This window comes from Pseudomonas sp. MDT1-16 (assembly GCF_054898115.1).
This window is the reverse complement of sequence record NZ_CM142717.1, coordinates 5,476,380-5,488,551: the sequence shown is the minus strand read 5'-3', so window position 1 is coordinate 5,488,551 and position 12,172 is coordinate 5,476,380. Positions and strand designations below refer to the sequence as shown.

The 12,172-nt window shown below is 58.6% G+C and carries 12 protein-coding genes; 10 read left to right on the top strand and 2 right to left on the bottom strand.

Annotated elements, in window-relative coordinates; all coding sequences use genetic code 11:
• Positions 1-35 precede the first annotated feature (35 nt).
• Positions 36-1,004 carry a polyprenyl synthetase family protein gene (locus tag ACYZT3_RS25370; RefSeq protein ID WP_282381070.1) on the bottom strand — a complete coding sequence of 323 codons (969 nt, stop codon included), beginning with the start codon at positions 1,002-1,004 and terminating at the stop codon, positions 36-38.
• 240 nt (positions 1,005-1,244) lie between these two features.
• On the opposite strand from ACYZT3_RS25370, the gene rplU reads away from it, so the two are divergent.
• From rplU to ACYZT3_RS25345, 5 genes are all read left to right on the top strand, one after another.
• Entirely contained in the window at positions 1,245-1,559 is a 315-nt protein-coding gene (rplU, locus tag ACYZT3_RS25365; RefSeq protein WP_007901869.1) for a 50S ribosomal protein L21, read from the top strand.
• Positions 1,560-1,593: 34 nt separating this feature from the next.
• Positions 1,594-1,869 carry a 50S ribosomal protein L27 gene (gene rpmA, locus ACYZT3_RS25360; protein WP_003215862.1) on the top strand — a complete coding sequence of 92 codons (276 nt, stop codon included), beginning with the start codon at positions 1,594-1,596 and terminating at the stop codon, positions 1,867-1,869.
• A 193-nt stretch (positions 1,870-2,062) separates the two neighbouring features.
• Positions 2,063-3,286: an Obg family GTPase CgtA gene (gene cgtA, locus ACYZT3_RS25355; RefSeq protein ID WP_046048789.1), complete on the top strand. Its 1,224-nt coding sequence runs from the start codon at positions 2,063-2,065 to the stop codon at positions 3,284-3,286.
• A 187-nt stretch (positions 3,287-3,473) separates the two neighbouring features.
• Positions 3,474-4,592, top strand: coding sequence for a glutamate 5-kinase (proB, locus tag ACYZT3_RS25350; protein ID WP_462032425.1), 1,119 nt, complete (start codon positions 3,474-3,476; stop codon positions 4,590-4,592).
• A gap of 12 nt (positions 4,593-4,604) precedes the next feature.
• Complete coding sequence (locus tag ACYZT3_RS25345) at positions 4,605-5,069, top strand: CreA family protein (RefSeq protein ID WP_462030984.1); 465 nt, start codon at positions 4,605-4,607, stop codon at positions 5,067-5,069.
• 121 nt (positions 5,070-5,190) lie between these two features.
• On the opposite strand, the gene rpsT is transcribed toward ACYZT3_RS25345, so the two are convergent.
• Positions 5,191-5,469 carry a 30S ribosomal protein S20 gene (rpsT, locus tag ACYZT3_RS25340; protein WP_008154937.1) on the bottom strand — a complete coding sequence of 93 codons (279 nt, stop codon included), beginning with the start codon at positions 5,467-5,469 and terminating at the stop codon, positions 5,191-5,193.
• Positions 5,470-5,721: 252 nt separating this feature from the next.
• Between rpsT and murJ the strand changes: the two genes are divergently transcribed.
• From murJ to fkpB, 5 genes are all read left to right on the top strand, one after another.
• On the top strand, positions 5,722-7,260 hold the full coding sequence (gene murJ, locus ACYZT3_RS25335; protein WP_462030983.1) for a murein biosynthesis integral membrane protein MurJ: 1,539 nt from the start codon (positions 5,722-5,724) through the stop codon (positions 7,258-7,260).
• Positions 7,261-7,389: 129 nt separating this feature from the next.
• Positions 7,390-8,340, top strand: a complete 951-nt coding sequence (gene ribF, locus ACYZT3_RS25330; RefSeq protein WP_282381081.1) for a bifunctional riboflavin kinase/FAD synthetase — start codon at positions 7,390-7,392, stop codon at positions 8,338-8,340.
• On the top strand, positions 8,341-11,172 hold the full coding sequence (gene ileS, locus ACYZT3_RS25325) for an isoleucine--tRNA ligase (RefSeq protein ID WP_462030982.1): 2,832 nt from the start codon (positions 8,341-8,343) through the stop codon (positions 11,170-11,172). It abuts the gene before it with no gap.
• Positions 11,165-11,677: a signal peptidase II gene (lspA, locus tag ACYZT3_RS25320; protein ID WP_282381086.1), complete on the top strand. Its 513-nt coding sequence runs from the start codon at positions 11,165-11,167 to the stop codon at positions 11,675-11,677. The genes ileS and lspA overlap by 8 nt, the downstream gene beginning before the upstream one ends.
• A 7-nt stretch (positions 11,678-11,684) precedes the next feature.
• The gene (fkpB, locus tag ACYZT3_RS25315; protein WP_282381134.1) at positions 11,685-12,122 is read left to right on the top strand and encodes an FKBP-type peptidyl-prolyl cis-trans isomerase; all 438 of its coding nucleotides are present in this window, start codon (positions 11,685-11,687) and stop codon (positions 12,120-12,122) included.
• The last annotated feature ends 50 nt before the right edge of the window (positions 12,123-12,172 follow it).

Genomic DNA, 12,172 nt, shown 5'->3' with positions numbered 1-12,172 from the left:
AAACCTGTGGGGGAGGGGCCCCACAGGTTGAGGTGTCAGTGCGTGCGCGCGACCGCAAACTCGCTCAACTCGACCAGCGCATCGCGATACTCGCTGGCTGGCAGCGCATCGAGGCATTTGATCGCGCGGGCCACGAAGTCGCGAGCCAGCTGGGCGGTGTAATCCAGCGAGCCTGACGCTTCCACGGCTTCGCGGATGCTTTCCAGGTCTTCGATGCCGCCTTTCTGGATCGCCTTGCGAACCAGTGCAGCCTGCTCCGGCGTACCTTCACGCATGGTGTAGATCAGCGGCAGGGTCGGCTTGCCTTCAGCCAGGTCGTCACCGACGTTCTTGCCCAGGGTTTCAGCGTCACCTTTGTAGTCCAGCAGGTCGTCGACCAGTTGGAAGGCTACGCCCAGGTGATCGCCGAAGGTACGCAGCGCTTCGCTCTGTTCCGGAGTGGCTTCGCACAGGGCTGCGGCGCTGTGTGTCGACGCTTCGAAGAGCATCGCGGTCTTGCCGCGGATGACTTCCATGTAGGTTTCTTCAGTGGTGCTGGCGTCACGGACCTTGGAAAGCTGCAACACTTCGCCTTCGGCGATGATGCGCGTGGCTTGCGAAAGGATCTTCATCACCGGCATGGAGCCCAGTTCGACCATCATTTCGAAGGACCGCGAATACAGAAAGTCACCCACCAGCACGCTTGGGGCGTTACCCCACATGGCGTTGGCGGTCGAGCGGCCACGGCGCATACCGGACATGTCGACCACGTCGTCATGCAGCAGGGTCGCTGTATGCAGGAACTCGATGGTCGCGGCCAGCAGGCGCAGGTCATCGCCTTCGCGGCCCAGGGCCTTGCCACACAGCAAGACTAACAATGGACGCAGGCGTTTACCGCCAGCCGAGGTTATGTAGTCGCCGATTTTCGATACCAGCGGCACTCGGGAAGCCAGCTGCTTCTTGATGATGCCGTCGACGGCGCTAAAATCGTCCGCCACCGCGCGGTAGAAAGCTTGGGGTTGCATCAGCGACAGTTGCTCCAGAAGGGTTGCGCGGCATGCTAGGACCCGCGTCGGCGAGTGTCAAGGTACGATGGACGGCCTCTTGCATCGCCCCGGTAGCTTGCGTACAATCGCGCACCCTGAACTTCCTGGGCAGCACCTGCCTTACGCAATTGCAAACAGGCCTTCCAGCCTTATGCAGCCATGCCAGCCAATACCTCTTCTTATAAAGAGCTGGGTGAGCAGGATTATCGGAGAAATACCATGTCTTATGCAGTAATCGTTACTGGTGGCAAGCAGTACAAAGTTGCTCCAGGTGAATACCTGAAGATCGAAAAACTGGAAATCGCTACCGGCGAATCCGTTACTTTTGATCGCGTTCTGTTGGTTGCCAATGGCGACGACGTGAATATCGGCGCTCCAGTTGTTCCTGGCGCTACCGTTGTGGCTGAAGTGATCTCCCAAGGTCGTCACGATAAAGTCCGCATCATCAAGTTCCGTCGTCGTAAGCACCACATGAAGCGTATGGGCCACCGCCAGTGGTACACCGAGATCAAAATCACCGGTATTCAGGCTTAATTTCAGCCTAATTCCTCACTAGGAGAATTGACTCATGGCACACAAAAAAGCTGGTGGTAGTACCCGTAACGGTCGCGACTCAGAAGCCAAACGCCTTGGCGTGAAGATGTATGGCGGCCAGGTTATCATTCCGGGCAACATCATCGTGCGTCAGCGCGGCACCCAATTCCACGCTGGCTACGGCGTTGGTATGGGCAAAGATCACACTCTGTTCGCTAAAATCGACGGCGTGATCAAGTTCGAAGTAAAAGGCGCTTTCAATCGCCGTTACGTAAGCATTGTCCCGAAGACTGAAGTCGTCGCGGCATAATTACGCAGTTGCTGGAAAAGCCCTGTCTTGCGACGGGGCTTTTTCGTTTGTGGGGTGAGTCTCTTGCAAAGCTGTTTGTGATGGGCTCCAGCGCTGGATTTGCGGTCGTTGATTGAGGTCGCTGCGCTCATTTTTGCAAGAGTCTTATGTCTAGGTTTTTTCGGCTCGTCCGTATGGCGAGAGGCGTTTTGTTATGAAGTTTGTTGATGAAGTATCGATTCGAGTAAAGGCCGGTGACGGCGGCAACGGTTGCATGAGCTTCCGTCGCGAAAAATTCATTGAAAACGGCGGCCCGAACGGCGGTGACGGTGGTGATGGCGGCTCGGTCTACATGATCGCCGACGAAAACCTCAACACCCTGGTGGACTACCGTTACACCCGGCACTTCGATGCCGAGCGCGGTTCCAACGGCGGCAGCACCGACTGCACTGGCAAGAAAGGTGAAGAGCTGGTGCTGCGTGTCCCGGTTGGCACCACGGTCATCGACTCCGCTACTCAGGAAGTGATTGGCGACCTGACAAAAGCGGGTCAGCGTCTGTTGGTTGCTCACGGCGGCTGGCACGGCTTGGGTAACACCCGATTCAAGTCCAGTACCAACCGTGCTCCGCGTCAGACCACTCCGGGCAAGCCGGGTGAGGCGCGTGATCTGAAGCTGGAAATGAAGGTGTTGGCTGACGTCGGTCTGCTGGGTTTACCGAATGCTGGCAAAAGTACCTTCATTCGTTCGGTCTCGGCCGCCAAGCCAAAAGTCGCCGATTATCCGTTCACCACGTTGGTGCCAAACCTGGGCGTGGTCAGTGTCGATCGCTGGAAAAGCTTCGTGGTAGCGGACATTCCGGGTCTGATCGAAGGCGCTTCCGATGGCGCGGGTCTGGGGATTCGTTTCCTCAAGCACTTGTCGCGTACGCGTCTGCTGTTGCACCTTGTGGACATGGCGCCGCTCGATGACGCCAGCGCCCCGGATGCCGCTGAAGTGATCGTCAGCGAACTGACCAAGTTCAGCCCGTCCCTGGCTGAGCGTGATCGTTGGTTGGTGCTGAACAAGTGCGACCAGATCCTTGAAGAAGAGCATGATGCTCGCGTCAAGGAGATCGTTGATCGCCTGGAATGGACCGGTCCGGTCTACGTGATCTCGGCCATCTCCAAGCTGGGCACTGAGCGTCTTTGCCACGACATCATGCGTTACATGGAAGATCGTGCCGATCGCCTGGCTAACGACCCGGTCTACAAAGAAGAGTTGGCCGAGCTCGATCAGCGCATCGAAGACGAAGCCCGTGCTCAGCTGCAGGCGCTGGATGACCAGCGTGCCCTGCGTCGTAGCGGCGTGAAGTCGGTCCACGACATCGGCGACGATGATTGGGATGAAGAAGATGTGGATGACGAAGACGGTCCGGAAATCATTTACGTGCGTGACTGATTCGGTAGGAGCGAGGCTTGCCCGCGAAGGCGGTCTATCTGCCTGATCGCGGTGTTATCATCGCTGGCAAGCCGGCACTTTAGGCGCCGCTCAATCGAGCGGCGTTTTAGTATCTGGAAATTGGTAGTCACGAATAACGTCACGGGCAGCGCTGGGTCGCGCTGTCCTCAAGCTAGGGTTGAAGATGATGCGGAGCAAGGTGACAGGTGCGCAGCGTTGGGTCGTGAAGATCGGCAGCGCTTTGCTGACTGCGGACGGCAAGGGCCTGGATCGCGCGGCAATGGGTGTTTGGGTCGAGCAGATGGTGGCTTTGCATGAGGCTGGCGTCGAGCTGGTGCTGGTGTCCTCCGGGGCGGTGGCGGCCGGTATGAGTCGCTTGGGCTGGACCGTACGGCCCAGTGCGATGCACGAGTTGCAGGCCGCTGCCGCCATCGGTCAGATGGGGTTGGTGCAGGCCTGGGAGTCGAGCTTTGCCGAGCATGGCCGGCATACCGCGCAGATTCTCCTGACTCACGACGACTTGTCCGACCGCAAGCGCTACCTGAACGCCCGCAGCACCTTGCGAGCGTTGGTTGAGCTGAAAGTTATTCCGGTGATCAACGAAAACGACACTGTGGTCACTGACGAAATCCGTTTCGGCGATAACGACACCCTGGCGGCGCTGGTAGCCAACCTGGTCGAAGCTGACTTGCTGGTGATCCTCACCGATCGCGACGGCATGTTCGACGCCGATCCGCGCAACAACCCTCACGCCAATCTGATTTACGAAGCGCGCGCCGATGATCCGGCGCTGGATGCGGTAGCGGGCGGTACGGGTGGCGCGCTGGGTCGTGGCGGCATGCAGACCAAATTGCGCGCTGCGCGGCTGGCGGCTCGTTCCGGTGCGCATACCGTCATCGTCGGCGGGCGTATTGAGCGCGTGCTGGATCGCCTCAAGGCGGGCGAGCGCATCGGCACCTTGCTGTCACCTGAGCGCGGCCTGCTGGCGGCGCGCAAGCAATGGCTGGCCGGGCACCTGCAAACCCGCGGCACGCTCGTGCTGGATGCTGGTGCGGTGACGGCGCTGTCCCAGGGCAACAAAAGTTTGCTGCCGGTCGGTGTCAAGCTGGTCCAGGGCAGCTTCCGTCGTGGTGAGATGGTGGTTTGCGTGGCGCCGGACGGTCGTGAAATCGCCCGAGGCCTGGCCAACTACAGCGCGCTGGAAGCACAAAAAATCATCGGTCAGTCGTCTGAGGCGATTGTCGGTCTGTTGGGTTACATGGCGGAACCGGAACTGGTTCACCGCAATAACCTGATCCTGGTCTGAGGGAATACCTGAATGCGCGTTGCAAAAGGATTGTTGGGCCTGTTGTTGGCGGTGCCGCTGCTGGCCTCGGCCGAGGAGATTGGTCAGGTGTCGACGGTGTTCAAATTCGTCGGCCCGAACGACCGTATCGTCGTCGAGGCGTTTGATGATCCAAAGGTCGAGGGCGTGACTTGCTACCTGTCGCGAGCCAAGACGGGCGGCGTGAAGGGTGGTTTGGGGCTGGCTGAAGATCGCGCTGAAGCCTCTATCGCTTGCCGTCAGGTCGGGCCGATCAGCTTCAAGGGTGAGTTGAAGGGTGGCGACGAGGTGTTCAAGGAGCGCACATCGCTGGTGTTCAAGACCATGCAGGTGGTGCGATTCCTCGACAAGAAGCGCAATACGCTGGTGTACCTGGTCTACAGCGATCGGGTGATCGAAGGCAGTCCGCAGAATGCGGTGACGGCGATTCCAATTTTGCCGTGGGCGCAGGCTCAGTAATCTAAAGAAGATCAAAAGTATGGGGCGGGGCTGGCCCTTCCCATTTTTTTTGCGCTGGGCTTACTAAATCACAGGCAATAAAAAACCGACCCTGGGGTCGGTTTTTCAACAAGCTTATCGCTTATGCGGCAACAGCAAGGTTCAGAGCCTTGACGTGACCGTTCAGGCGGCTCTTATGACGAGCAGCCTTGTTCTTGTGGATGATGCCTTTATCGGCCATGCGGTCGATAACTGGCACTGCCAGAACGTAAGCAGCTTGAGCTTTTTCAGCGTCTTTTGCGTCAATGGCTTTAACTACATTCTTGATGTAGGTACGAACCATGGAACGCAGGCTGGCGTTGTGGCTGCGACGCTTCTCAGCCTGTTTTGCACGTTTTTTGGCGGAAGGTGTGTTGGCCACCGTCGAGCTCCTCGAAAGACTTTTTAGGAAATAGCAAACAAAATAGGCCGCGAATCATGCCGATGAGTTGATGTCTTGTCAAGGGCGGTTGAGACGTTCCGCTAAGTGGTAGGTATAAAGAGGCGGGATATTTATTTCCGGCGCTTGACCTGTAAACTCGCGAGCTTTGGCTCTGTGCTGCTGCGGCGCGGAGTATCGCATAAGTAGGCGCTTTGTTCGCCTGCTGTTTATCGACAGGCACAAACTCTTTCAATGAATCTGCTCAAATCGTTGGCCGCCGTCAGCTCTATCACGATGCTTTCCCGGGTTCTGGGGTTCGTACGTGACACCCTTATCGCGCGTACATTTGGCGCGGGGATGGCGACCGACGCCTTCTTTATCGCCTTCAAACTGCCCAATCTGCTGCGGCGGATCTTCGCTGAAGGGGCATTTTCCCAGGCGTTCGTGCCGATTCTTGCTGAATACAAAAGCCAGAAGGGCGAGGAGGCGACGCGAACCTTCATTGCTTACATATCGGGCCTGCTGACGCTGGTGCTGGCGCTGGTCACCGCTTTGGGCATGATCGCCGCGCCGTGGGTCATCTGGGCGACCGCGCCGGGTTTCACCGATACGCCGGAAAAATTCGAGCTGACTTCCGATCTGCTGCGGGTGACCTTTCCTTATATATTGCTGATCTCCCTGTCTTCATTGGCCGGGGCGATCCTCAATACGTATAACCGCTTCTTGGTGCCGGCCTTCGTGCCGACCCTGCTCAATGTCAGCATGATCATCTTTTCGTTGTTTCTGACGCCGTATTTCGATCCGCCGGTCATGGCGTTGGGCTGGGCAGTACTGGTGGGCGGCCTGGCGCAATTGCTCTATCAGTTGCCGCACCTGAAGAAGATCGGCCTGCTGGTGTTGCCACGTCTGAACCTGCGTGACAGCGGCGTCTGGCGGGTCATGAAACAAATGCTTCCGGCGATTCTCGGCGTGTCCGTGAGCCAGATTTCGCTGATCATCAATACCATTTTCGCCTCGTTCCTGGTCGCCGGTTCCGTGTCCTGGATGTACTACGCCGACCGTTTGATGGAGTTGCCCTCCGGCGTTCTGGGTGTGGCGCTGGGTACGATTCTCCTGCCGACCCTGGCCAAGACCTATGCCAGCAAGGATCGCCAGGAATATTCGCGGATCCTCGATTGGGGTTTGCGCCTGTGCTTCGTGCTGGTGCTGCCGTGCTCGCTGGCGTTGGGCATTTTGGCTGAGCCGCTGACGGTTTCGCTGTTTCAGTACGGTCAGTTCAGCGCGTTTGACGCCTCCATGACGCAACGGGCTCTGATCGCTTATTCGGTCGGTTTGCTCGGGATTATCGTGATCAAAGTGCTGGCGCCGGGCTTTTATGCGCAACAAAACATCCGCACGCCGGTAAAAATCGCGATTTTCACCCTGATCGTTACCCAATTGTTCAACCTGGTGTTGATCGGCCCGCTGGCCCATGCCGGTCTGGCTTTGGCCATCAGCATCGGTGCGTGCATTAACGCCAGCCTGCTGTTCTATCAACTGCGCAAGCAGCAGATGTATCAGCCGCAACCGGGTTGGGCGAAGTTCGCTGCCAAACTAGTGATCGCGGTGTTGGTGATGTCTGTTGTGCTACTGGTCGGGATGCATTTCATGCCGACGTGGGATCAGGGCCATATGCTTGAACGGTTCCTGCGTCTGGGCGCACTGGTTGTTGCCGGTGTGGTCGCTTATTTCGGCATGTTACTGCTGATGGGCTTCCGTTTGCGCGACTTCAATCGCAAGGCGTTGAGCTGAGGTCCTTGCCTTGATAAACACGGGCGAATCGACGGTTTTGTCGGCTCGATCACTTTGGGTTACGGTGTTGCCTGTCGTCGGCCGCCGGGTGTGGTTATAATCGACCACTTTATGAGCAAGAAGCGCGTTATGCAGCTGGTTCGAGGCCTCCACAATCTGCGCCCCCAGCATCGGGGCTGCGTCGCCACTATTGGCAACTTTGACGGTGTTCACCGTGGCCACCAGGCGATCCTGGCGAGGCTACGCGAGCGAGCGCTCGAGTTGGGCGTGCCCAGCTGCGTGGTGATTTTCGAGCCGCAGCCGCGAGAATTCTTCGCCCCTGACACGGCTCCGGCCCGTCTGGCCCGGCTACGGGACAAACTGCAGCTGTTGGCTGAGGAAGGTGTCGACCGGGTCCTGTGCCTGGCCTTCAATCAGCGCTTGAGCAAGCTCGGCGCCAGCGAATTCGTCGACACCATTCTGGTGGACGGCCTCGGGGTCCAGCATCTGGAGGTCGGTGACGACTTCCGTTTCGGCTGTGACCGGGTAGGGGATTTCGATTTCCTGCAACAGGCCGGCGTGATACAGGGCTTCACCGTCGAAGCGGCGCAAACCGTCGTACTGGACGGCATTCGCGTCAGCAGCACTCAGGTGCGAAATGCCTTGGCCGCCGCCGATTTCGCCTTGGCCGAAGGGCTGCTCGGTCGTCCTTTCCAGATCACCGGGCGGGTCCTGCACGGCCAGAAGCTGGCACGGCAACTGGGCACGCCGACCGCCAACATACAACTCAAGCGTCGTCGCGTGCCGCTGACTGGGGTTTATCTGGTCAACGTCGACATCGACGGCAAGACCTGGCCAGGTGTCGCCAACATTGGCGTGCGGCCCACGGTACAAGGTGATGGCAAAGCCCACCTCGAAGTGCACCTTTTAGATTTTGCCGGCGATCTGTATGACCGGCGTTTGACGGTGGTTTTCCACCACAAGCTGCGTGAAGAGCAGCGTTTCGCCTCTCTGGAGGCGCTTAAGACGGCGATCAATGCGGATGTTGCCGCCGCCCGTGCCCTGTCGCACCTAGCGCCAATCGCTAATGAAGAGCCTTAAATGACCGACTATAAAGCCACGCTAAACCTTCCGGACACCGCCTTCCCAATGAAGGCCGGCCTGCCTCAGCGCGAACCGCAGATTCTGCAGCGCTGGGACAGCATTGGCCTGTACGGTAAGTTGCGCGAGATTGGCAAGGATCGTCCGAAGTTCGTTCTGCACGACGGTCCTCCGTACGCCAACGGCACGATTCACATCGGTCATGCGCTGAACAAAATTCTCAAGGACATGATCATCCGCTCGAAAACCCTGTCGGGTTTCGACGCGCCTTATGTTCCGGGCTGGGACTGCCACGGTCTGCCGATCGAGCACAAAGTCGAAGTGACCCACGGTAAGAATCTGGGCGCGGACAAGACCCGCGAACTGTGCCGTGCCTATGCCACTGAGCAGATCGAAGGTCAGAAATCCGAATTCATCCGTCTGGGCGTGTTGGGCGACTTTGCCAATCCGTACAAGACCATGGACTTCAAAAACGAGGCCGGTGAAATTCGCGCCCTGGCTGAAATCGTCAAGGGCGGTTTTGTGTTCAAGGGCCTCAAGCCTGTGAACTGGTGCTTCGACTGCGGTTCGGCCCTGGCTGAAGCGGAAGTCGAGTACGAGAACAAAAAGTCCTCGACCATCGACGTGGCCTTTCCGATTGCCGACGAAGCCAAGCTGGCGGCCGCTTTCGGTCTGCCGTCGCTGGGAAAACCTGCTTCGATCGTGATCTGGACCACCACCCCGTGGACCATTCCGGCCAACCAGGCGCTGAACGTTCACCCGGAATTCAACTACGCCCTGGTCGACGTCGGCGACAAACTGTTGGTGCTGGCTGAAGAGCTGGTCGAGTCGTGCCTGGCGCGCTACAAGCTGGAAGGCTCGGTCATCGCGACAACCACCGGTTCGGAACTGGAACTGATCAACTTCCGTCACCCGTTCTACGACCGTCTGTCGCCGGTTTACCTGGCTGAGTACGTCGAACTGGGCGCCGGCACCGGCGTGGTTCACTCCGCACCGGCTTACGGCGTGGACGACTTCGTGACCTGCAAGAAGTACGGCATGGTCAACGACGACATCCTCAATCCGGTACAGAGCAACGGCGTCTACGCGACGTCGCTGGAGTTCTTCGGTGGCCAGTTCATCTGGAAGGCCAACCCGGCCATCGTCGACAAGCTGTCGGAAGTCGGCGCGCTGCTGCACACCGAAACCATCGAACACAGTTACATGCACTGCTGGCGTCACAAGACTCCACTGATCTACCGCGCCACCGCGCAGTGGTTCATCGGTATGGACAAAGAACCAGCGACCGGCGACACCCTGCGCAAGCGCGCGATCAAAGCCATCGAAGAGACCAAGTTCGTTCCGGCCTGGGGCCAGGCGCGCCTGCACTCGATGATCGCCAACCGTCCGGACTGGTGCATCTCCCGTCAGCGCAACTGGGGTGTGCCGATCCCGTTCTTCCTGAACAAGGAAAGCGGCGAACTGCACCCACGCACCGCCGAGCTGATGGAAGAAGTCGCCAAGCGCGTCGAAGTCGAAGGCATCGAAGCCTGGTTCAAGATGGACGCCGCTGAGCTGCTGGGCGATGAAGCGCCGCAGTACGACAAGATCAGCGACACCCTGGACGTCTGGTTCGATTCGGGCACCACGCACTGGCATGTCCTGCGCGGTTCGCACCCGATGGGCCACGAGACCGGCCCACGTGCCGACTTGTACCTGGAAGGCTCTGACCAACACCGTGGCTGGTTTCACTCGTCGTTGCTGACCGGTTGCGCCATCGACAACCACGCGCCGTACCGCGAGCTGCTGACTCACGGCTTCACCGTCGACGAGTCCGGCCGCAAGATGTCCAAGTCCTTGGGCAACGTGATCGCGCCACAAAAGGTCAACGACACCCTGGGCGCCGACATCATGCGGCTGTGGGTCGCTTCCACCGATTACTCGGGTGAAATGGCCGTTTCCGAGCAGATCCTGCAACGCAGTGCGGACGCCTACCGGCGTATCCGTAACACCGCGCGCTTCCTGCTTTCGAACCTGACCGGCTTCAACCCAGCCACCGACATCCTGCCGGCCGAAGAAATGCTCGCCCTGGACCGTTGGGCTGTAGACCGCACCCTGCTGCTACAACGCGAGTTGCAAGAGCACTACGGCGAATACCGTTTCTGGAACGTCTACTCCAAGATCCACAATTTCTGCGTGCAGGAGTTGGGCGGTTTCTACCTGGACATCATCAAGGACCGTCAGTACACCACTGGCGCCAACAGCAAGGCCCGCCGTTCGGCGCAAACCGCGCTGTACCACATCAGTGAAGCGCTGGTGCGCTGGATCGCGCCGATCCTCGCCTTCACCGCCGACGAACTGTGGGAATACCTGCCGGGCGAGCGTAACGAATCGGTGATGCTCAACACCTGGTACGAAGGCCTGACTGAACTGCCGGACAACGTCGAACTGGGTCGCGCCTACTGGGAGCGGATCATGGCGGTGAAGGTCGCGGTCAACAAGGAAATGGAAATCCAGCGCGCGGCCAAGGCTGTCGGCGGCAACCTGCAAGCCGAAGTGACGCTGTTCGCCGAAGAGGCGCTGAGCGCCGATCTGGCCAAGCTGAGCAACGAACTGCGTTTCGTTCTGATCACCTCGACCGCCAGCGTTGCGCCTTTTGTTCAGTCACCAGAGGACGCGGTAGTCACCGAAGTCAGCGGCCTGAAGTTGAAAATCGTCAAGTCGGCCTTCGCCAAGTGCGCCCGTTGCTGGCACTGCCGTGAAGATGTCGGCGTAAACCCGGAGCATCCGGAAATCTGTGGCCGTTGCGTCGACAATATCAGCGGCGCTGGCGAGGTTCGTCACTATGCCTAATGCTGCTGGTCGTTTCGGACGGCTGAGCTGGCTCTGGTTGAGTTTGCTGGTCCTGGTCATCGACCAGGCCAGCAAGTTCTACTTCGAAGGCAAGCTCGAGATGTACCAGCAAATCGTGGTGATCCCCGATCTGTTCAGCTGGACACTGGCTTACAACACAGGCGCGGCGTTCAGTTTCCTGGCCGACAGCTCTGGCTGGCAGCGCTGGTTGTTTGCCCTGATCGCTGTGGTGGTCAGTGCAGTGCTGGTGGTCTGGCTCAAGCGTCTGGGGCGCAACGAAACCTGGCTGGCCGTCGCTCTGGCGCTGGTTCTGGGTGGCGCGCTGGGCAATCTGTATGACCGCATTGCCTATGGCCATGTGATCGATTTCATCCTGGTGCATTGGCAGAACCGCTGGTATTTCCCGGCGTTCAACTTTGCCGACAGTGCAATTACTGTCGGTGCCGTGATGCTTGCGCTGGATATGTTCAAAAGTAAAAAGACTGGAGAAGCCGTTCATGACTGAACAGGTATTGGCTGAGCAACGCATCCGCCAGAACACGGAAGTCACCTTGCACTTTGCACTGCGCCTGGAGAACGGCGACACCGTCGACAGCACCTTCGACAAAGCCCCGGCGACCTTCAAGGTCGGTGACGGTAACCTGTTGCCAGGTTTCGAAGCAGCGCTGTTCGGCTTCAAGGCTGGCGACAAGCGTACGCTGACAATTGCGCCGGAAAACGCTTTTGGCCAACCCAACCCGCAGAACGTACAGATCATCCCGCGCTCGCAGTTCAAGGACATGGAACTGTCGCCTGGCTTGCTGGTGATCTTTAACGATGCGGCGAATACTGAGTTGCCCGGTGTAGTGAAGGAATTCGATGACGAGCAAGTGACCATCGACTTCAACCACCCGCTGGCCGGCAAGACATTGACCTTTGACGTCGAGATCATCAACGTCAAATCGCTGTAACTGACCAAAAAAGGTCAAATGTAGGAGCAGAGCTTGCTCCGGGCGGCGTT

Excerpts from the sequence above, each read along its gene's own strand:
- lspA (WP_282381086.1), top strand. The coding sequence starts at position 11,165 with ATGCCTAATGCTGCTGGTCGTTTCGGACGGCTGAGCTGGCTCTGGTTG.
- rplU (WP_007901869.1), top strand. The coding sequence starts at position 1,245 with ATGTCTTATGCAGTAATCGTTACTGGTGGCAAGCAGTACAAAGTTGCT.
- rpmA (WP_003215862.1), top strand. The coding sequence starts at position 1,594 with ATGGCACACAAAAAAGCTGGTGGTAGTACCCGTAACGGTCGCGACTCA.
- ribF (WP_282381081.1), top strand. The coding sequence starts at position 7,390 with ATGCAGCTGGTTCGAGGCCTCCACAATCTGCGCCCCCAGCATCGGGGC.
- ileS (WP_462030982.1), top strand. The coding sequence starts at position 8,341 with ATGACCGACTATAAAGCCACGCTAAACCTTCCGGACACCGCCTTCCCA.
- cgtA (WP_046048789.1), top strand. The coding sequence starts at position 2,063 with ATGAAGTTTGTTGATGAAGTATCGATTCGAGTAAAGGCCGGTGACGGC.
- proB (WP_462032425.1), top strand. The coding sequence starts at position 3,474 with ATGCGGAGCAAGGTGACAGGTGCGCAGCGTTGGGTCGTGAAGATCGGC.
- ACYZT3_RS25370 (WP_282381070.1), bottom strand. The coding sequence starts at position 1,004 with ATGCAACCCCAAGCTTTCTACCGCGCGGTGGCGGACGATTTTAGCGCC.
- murJ (WP_462030983.1), top strand. The coding sequence starts at position 5,722 with ATGAATCTGCTCAAATCGTTGGCCGCCGTCAGCTCTATCACGATGCTT.
- ACYZT3_RS25345 (WP_462030984.1), top strand. The coding sequence starts at position 4,605 with ATGCGCGTTGCAAAAGGATTGTTGGGCCTGTTGTTGGCGGTGCCGCTG.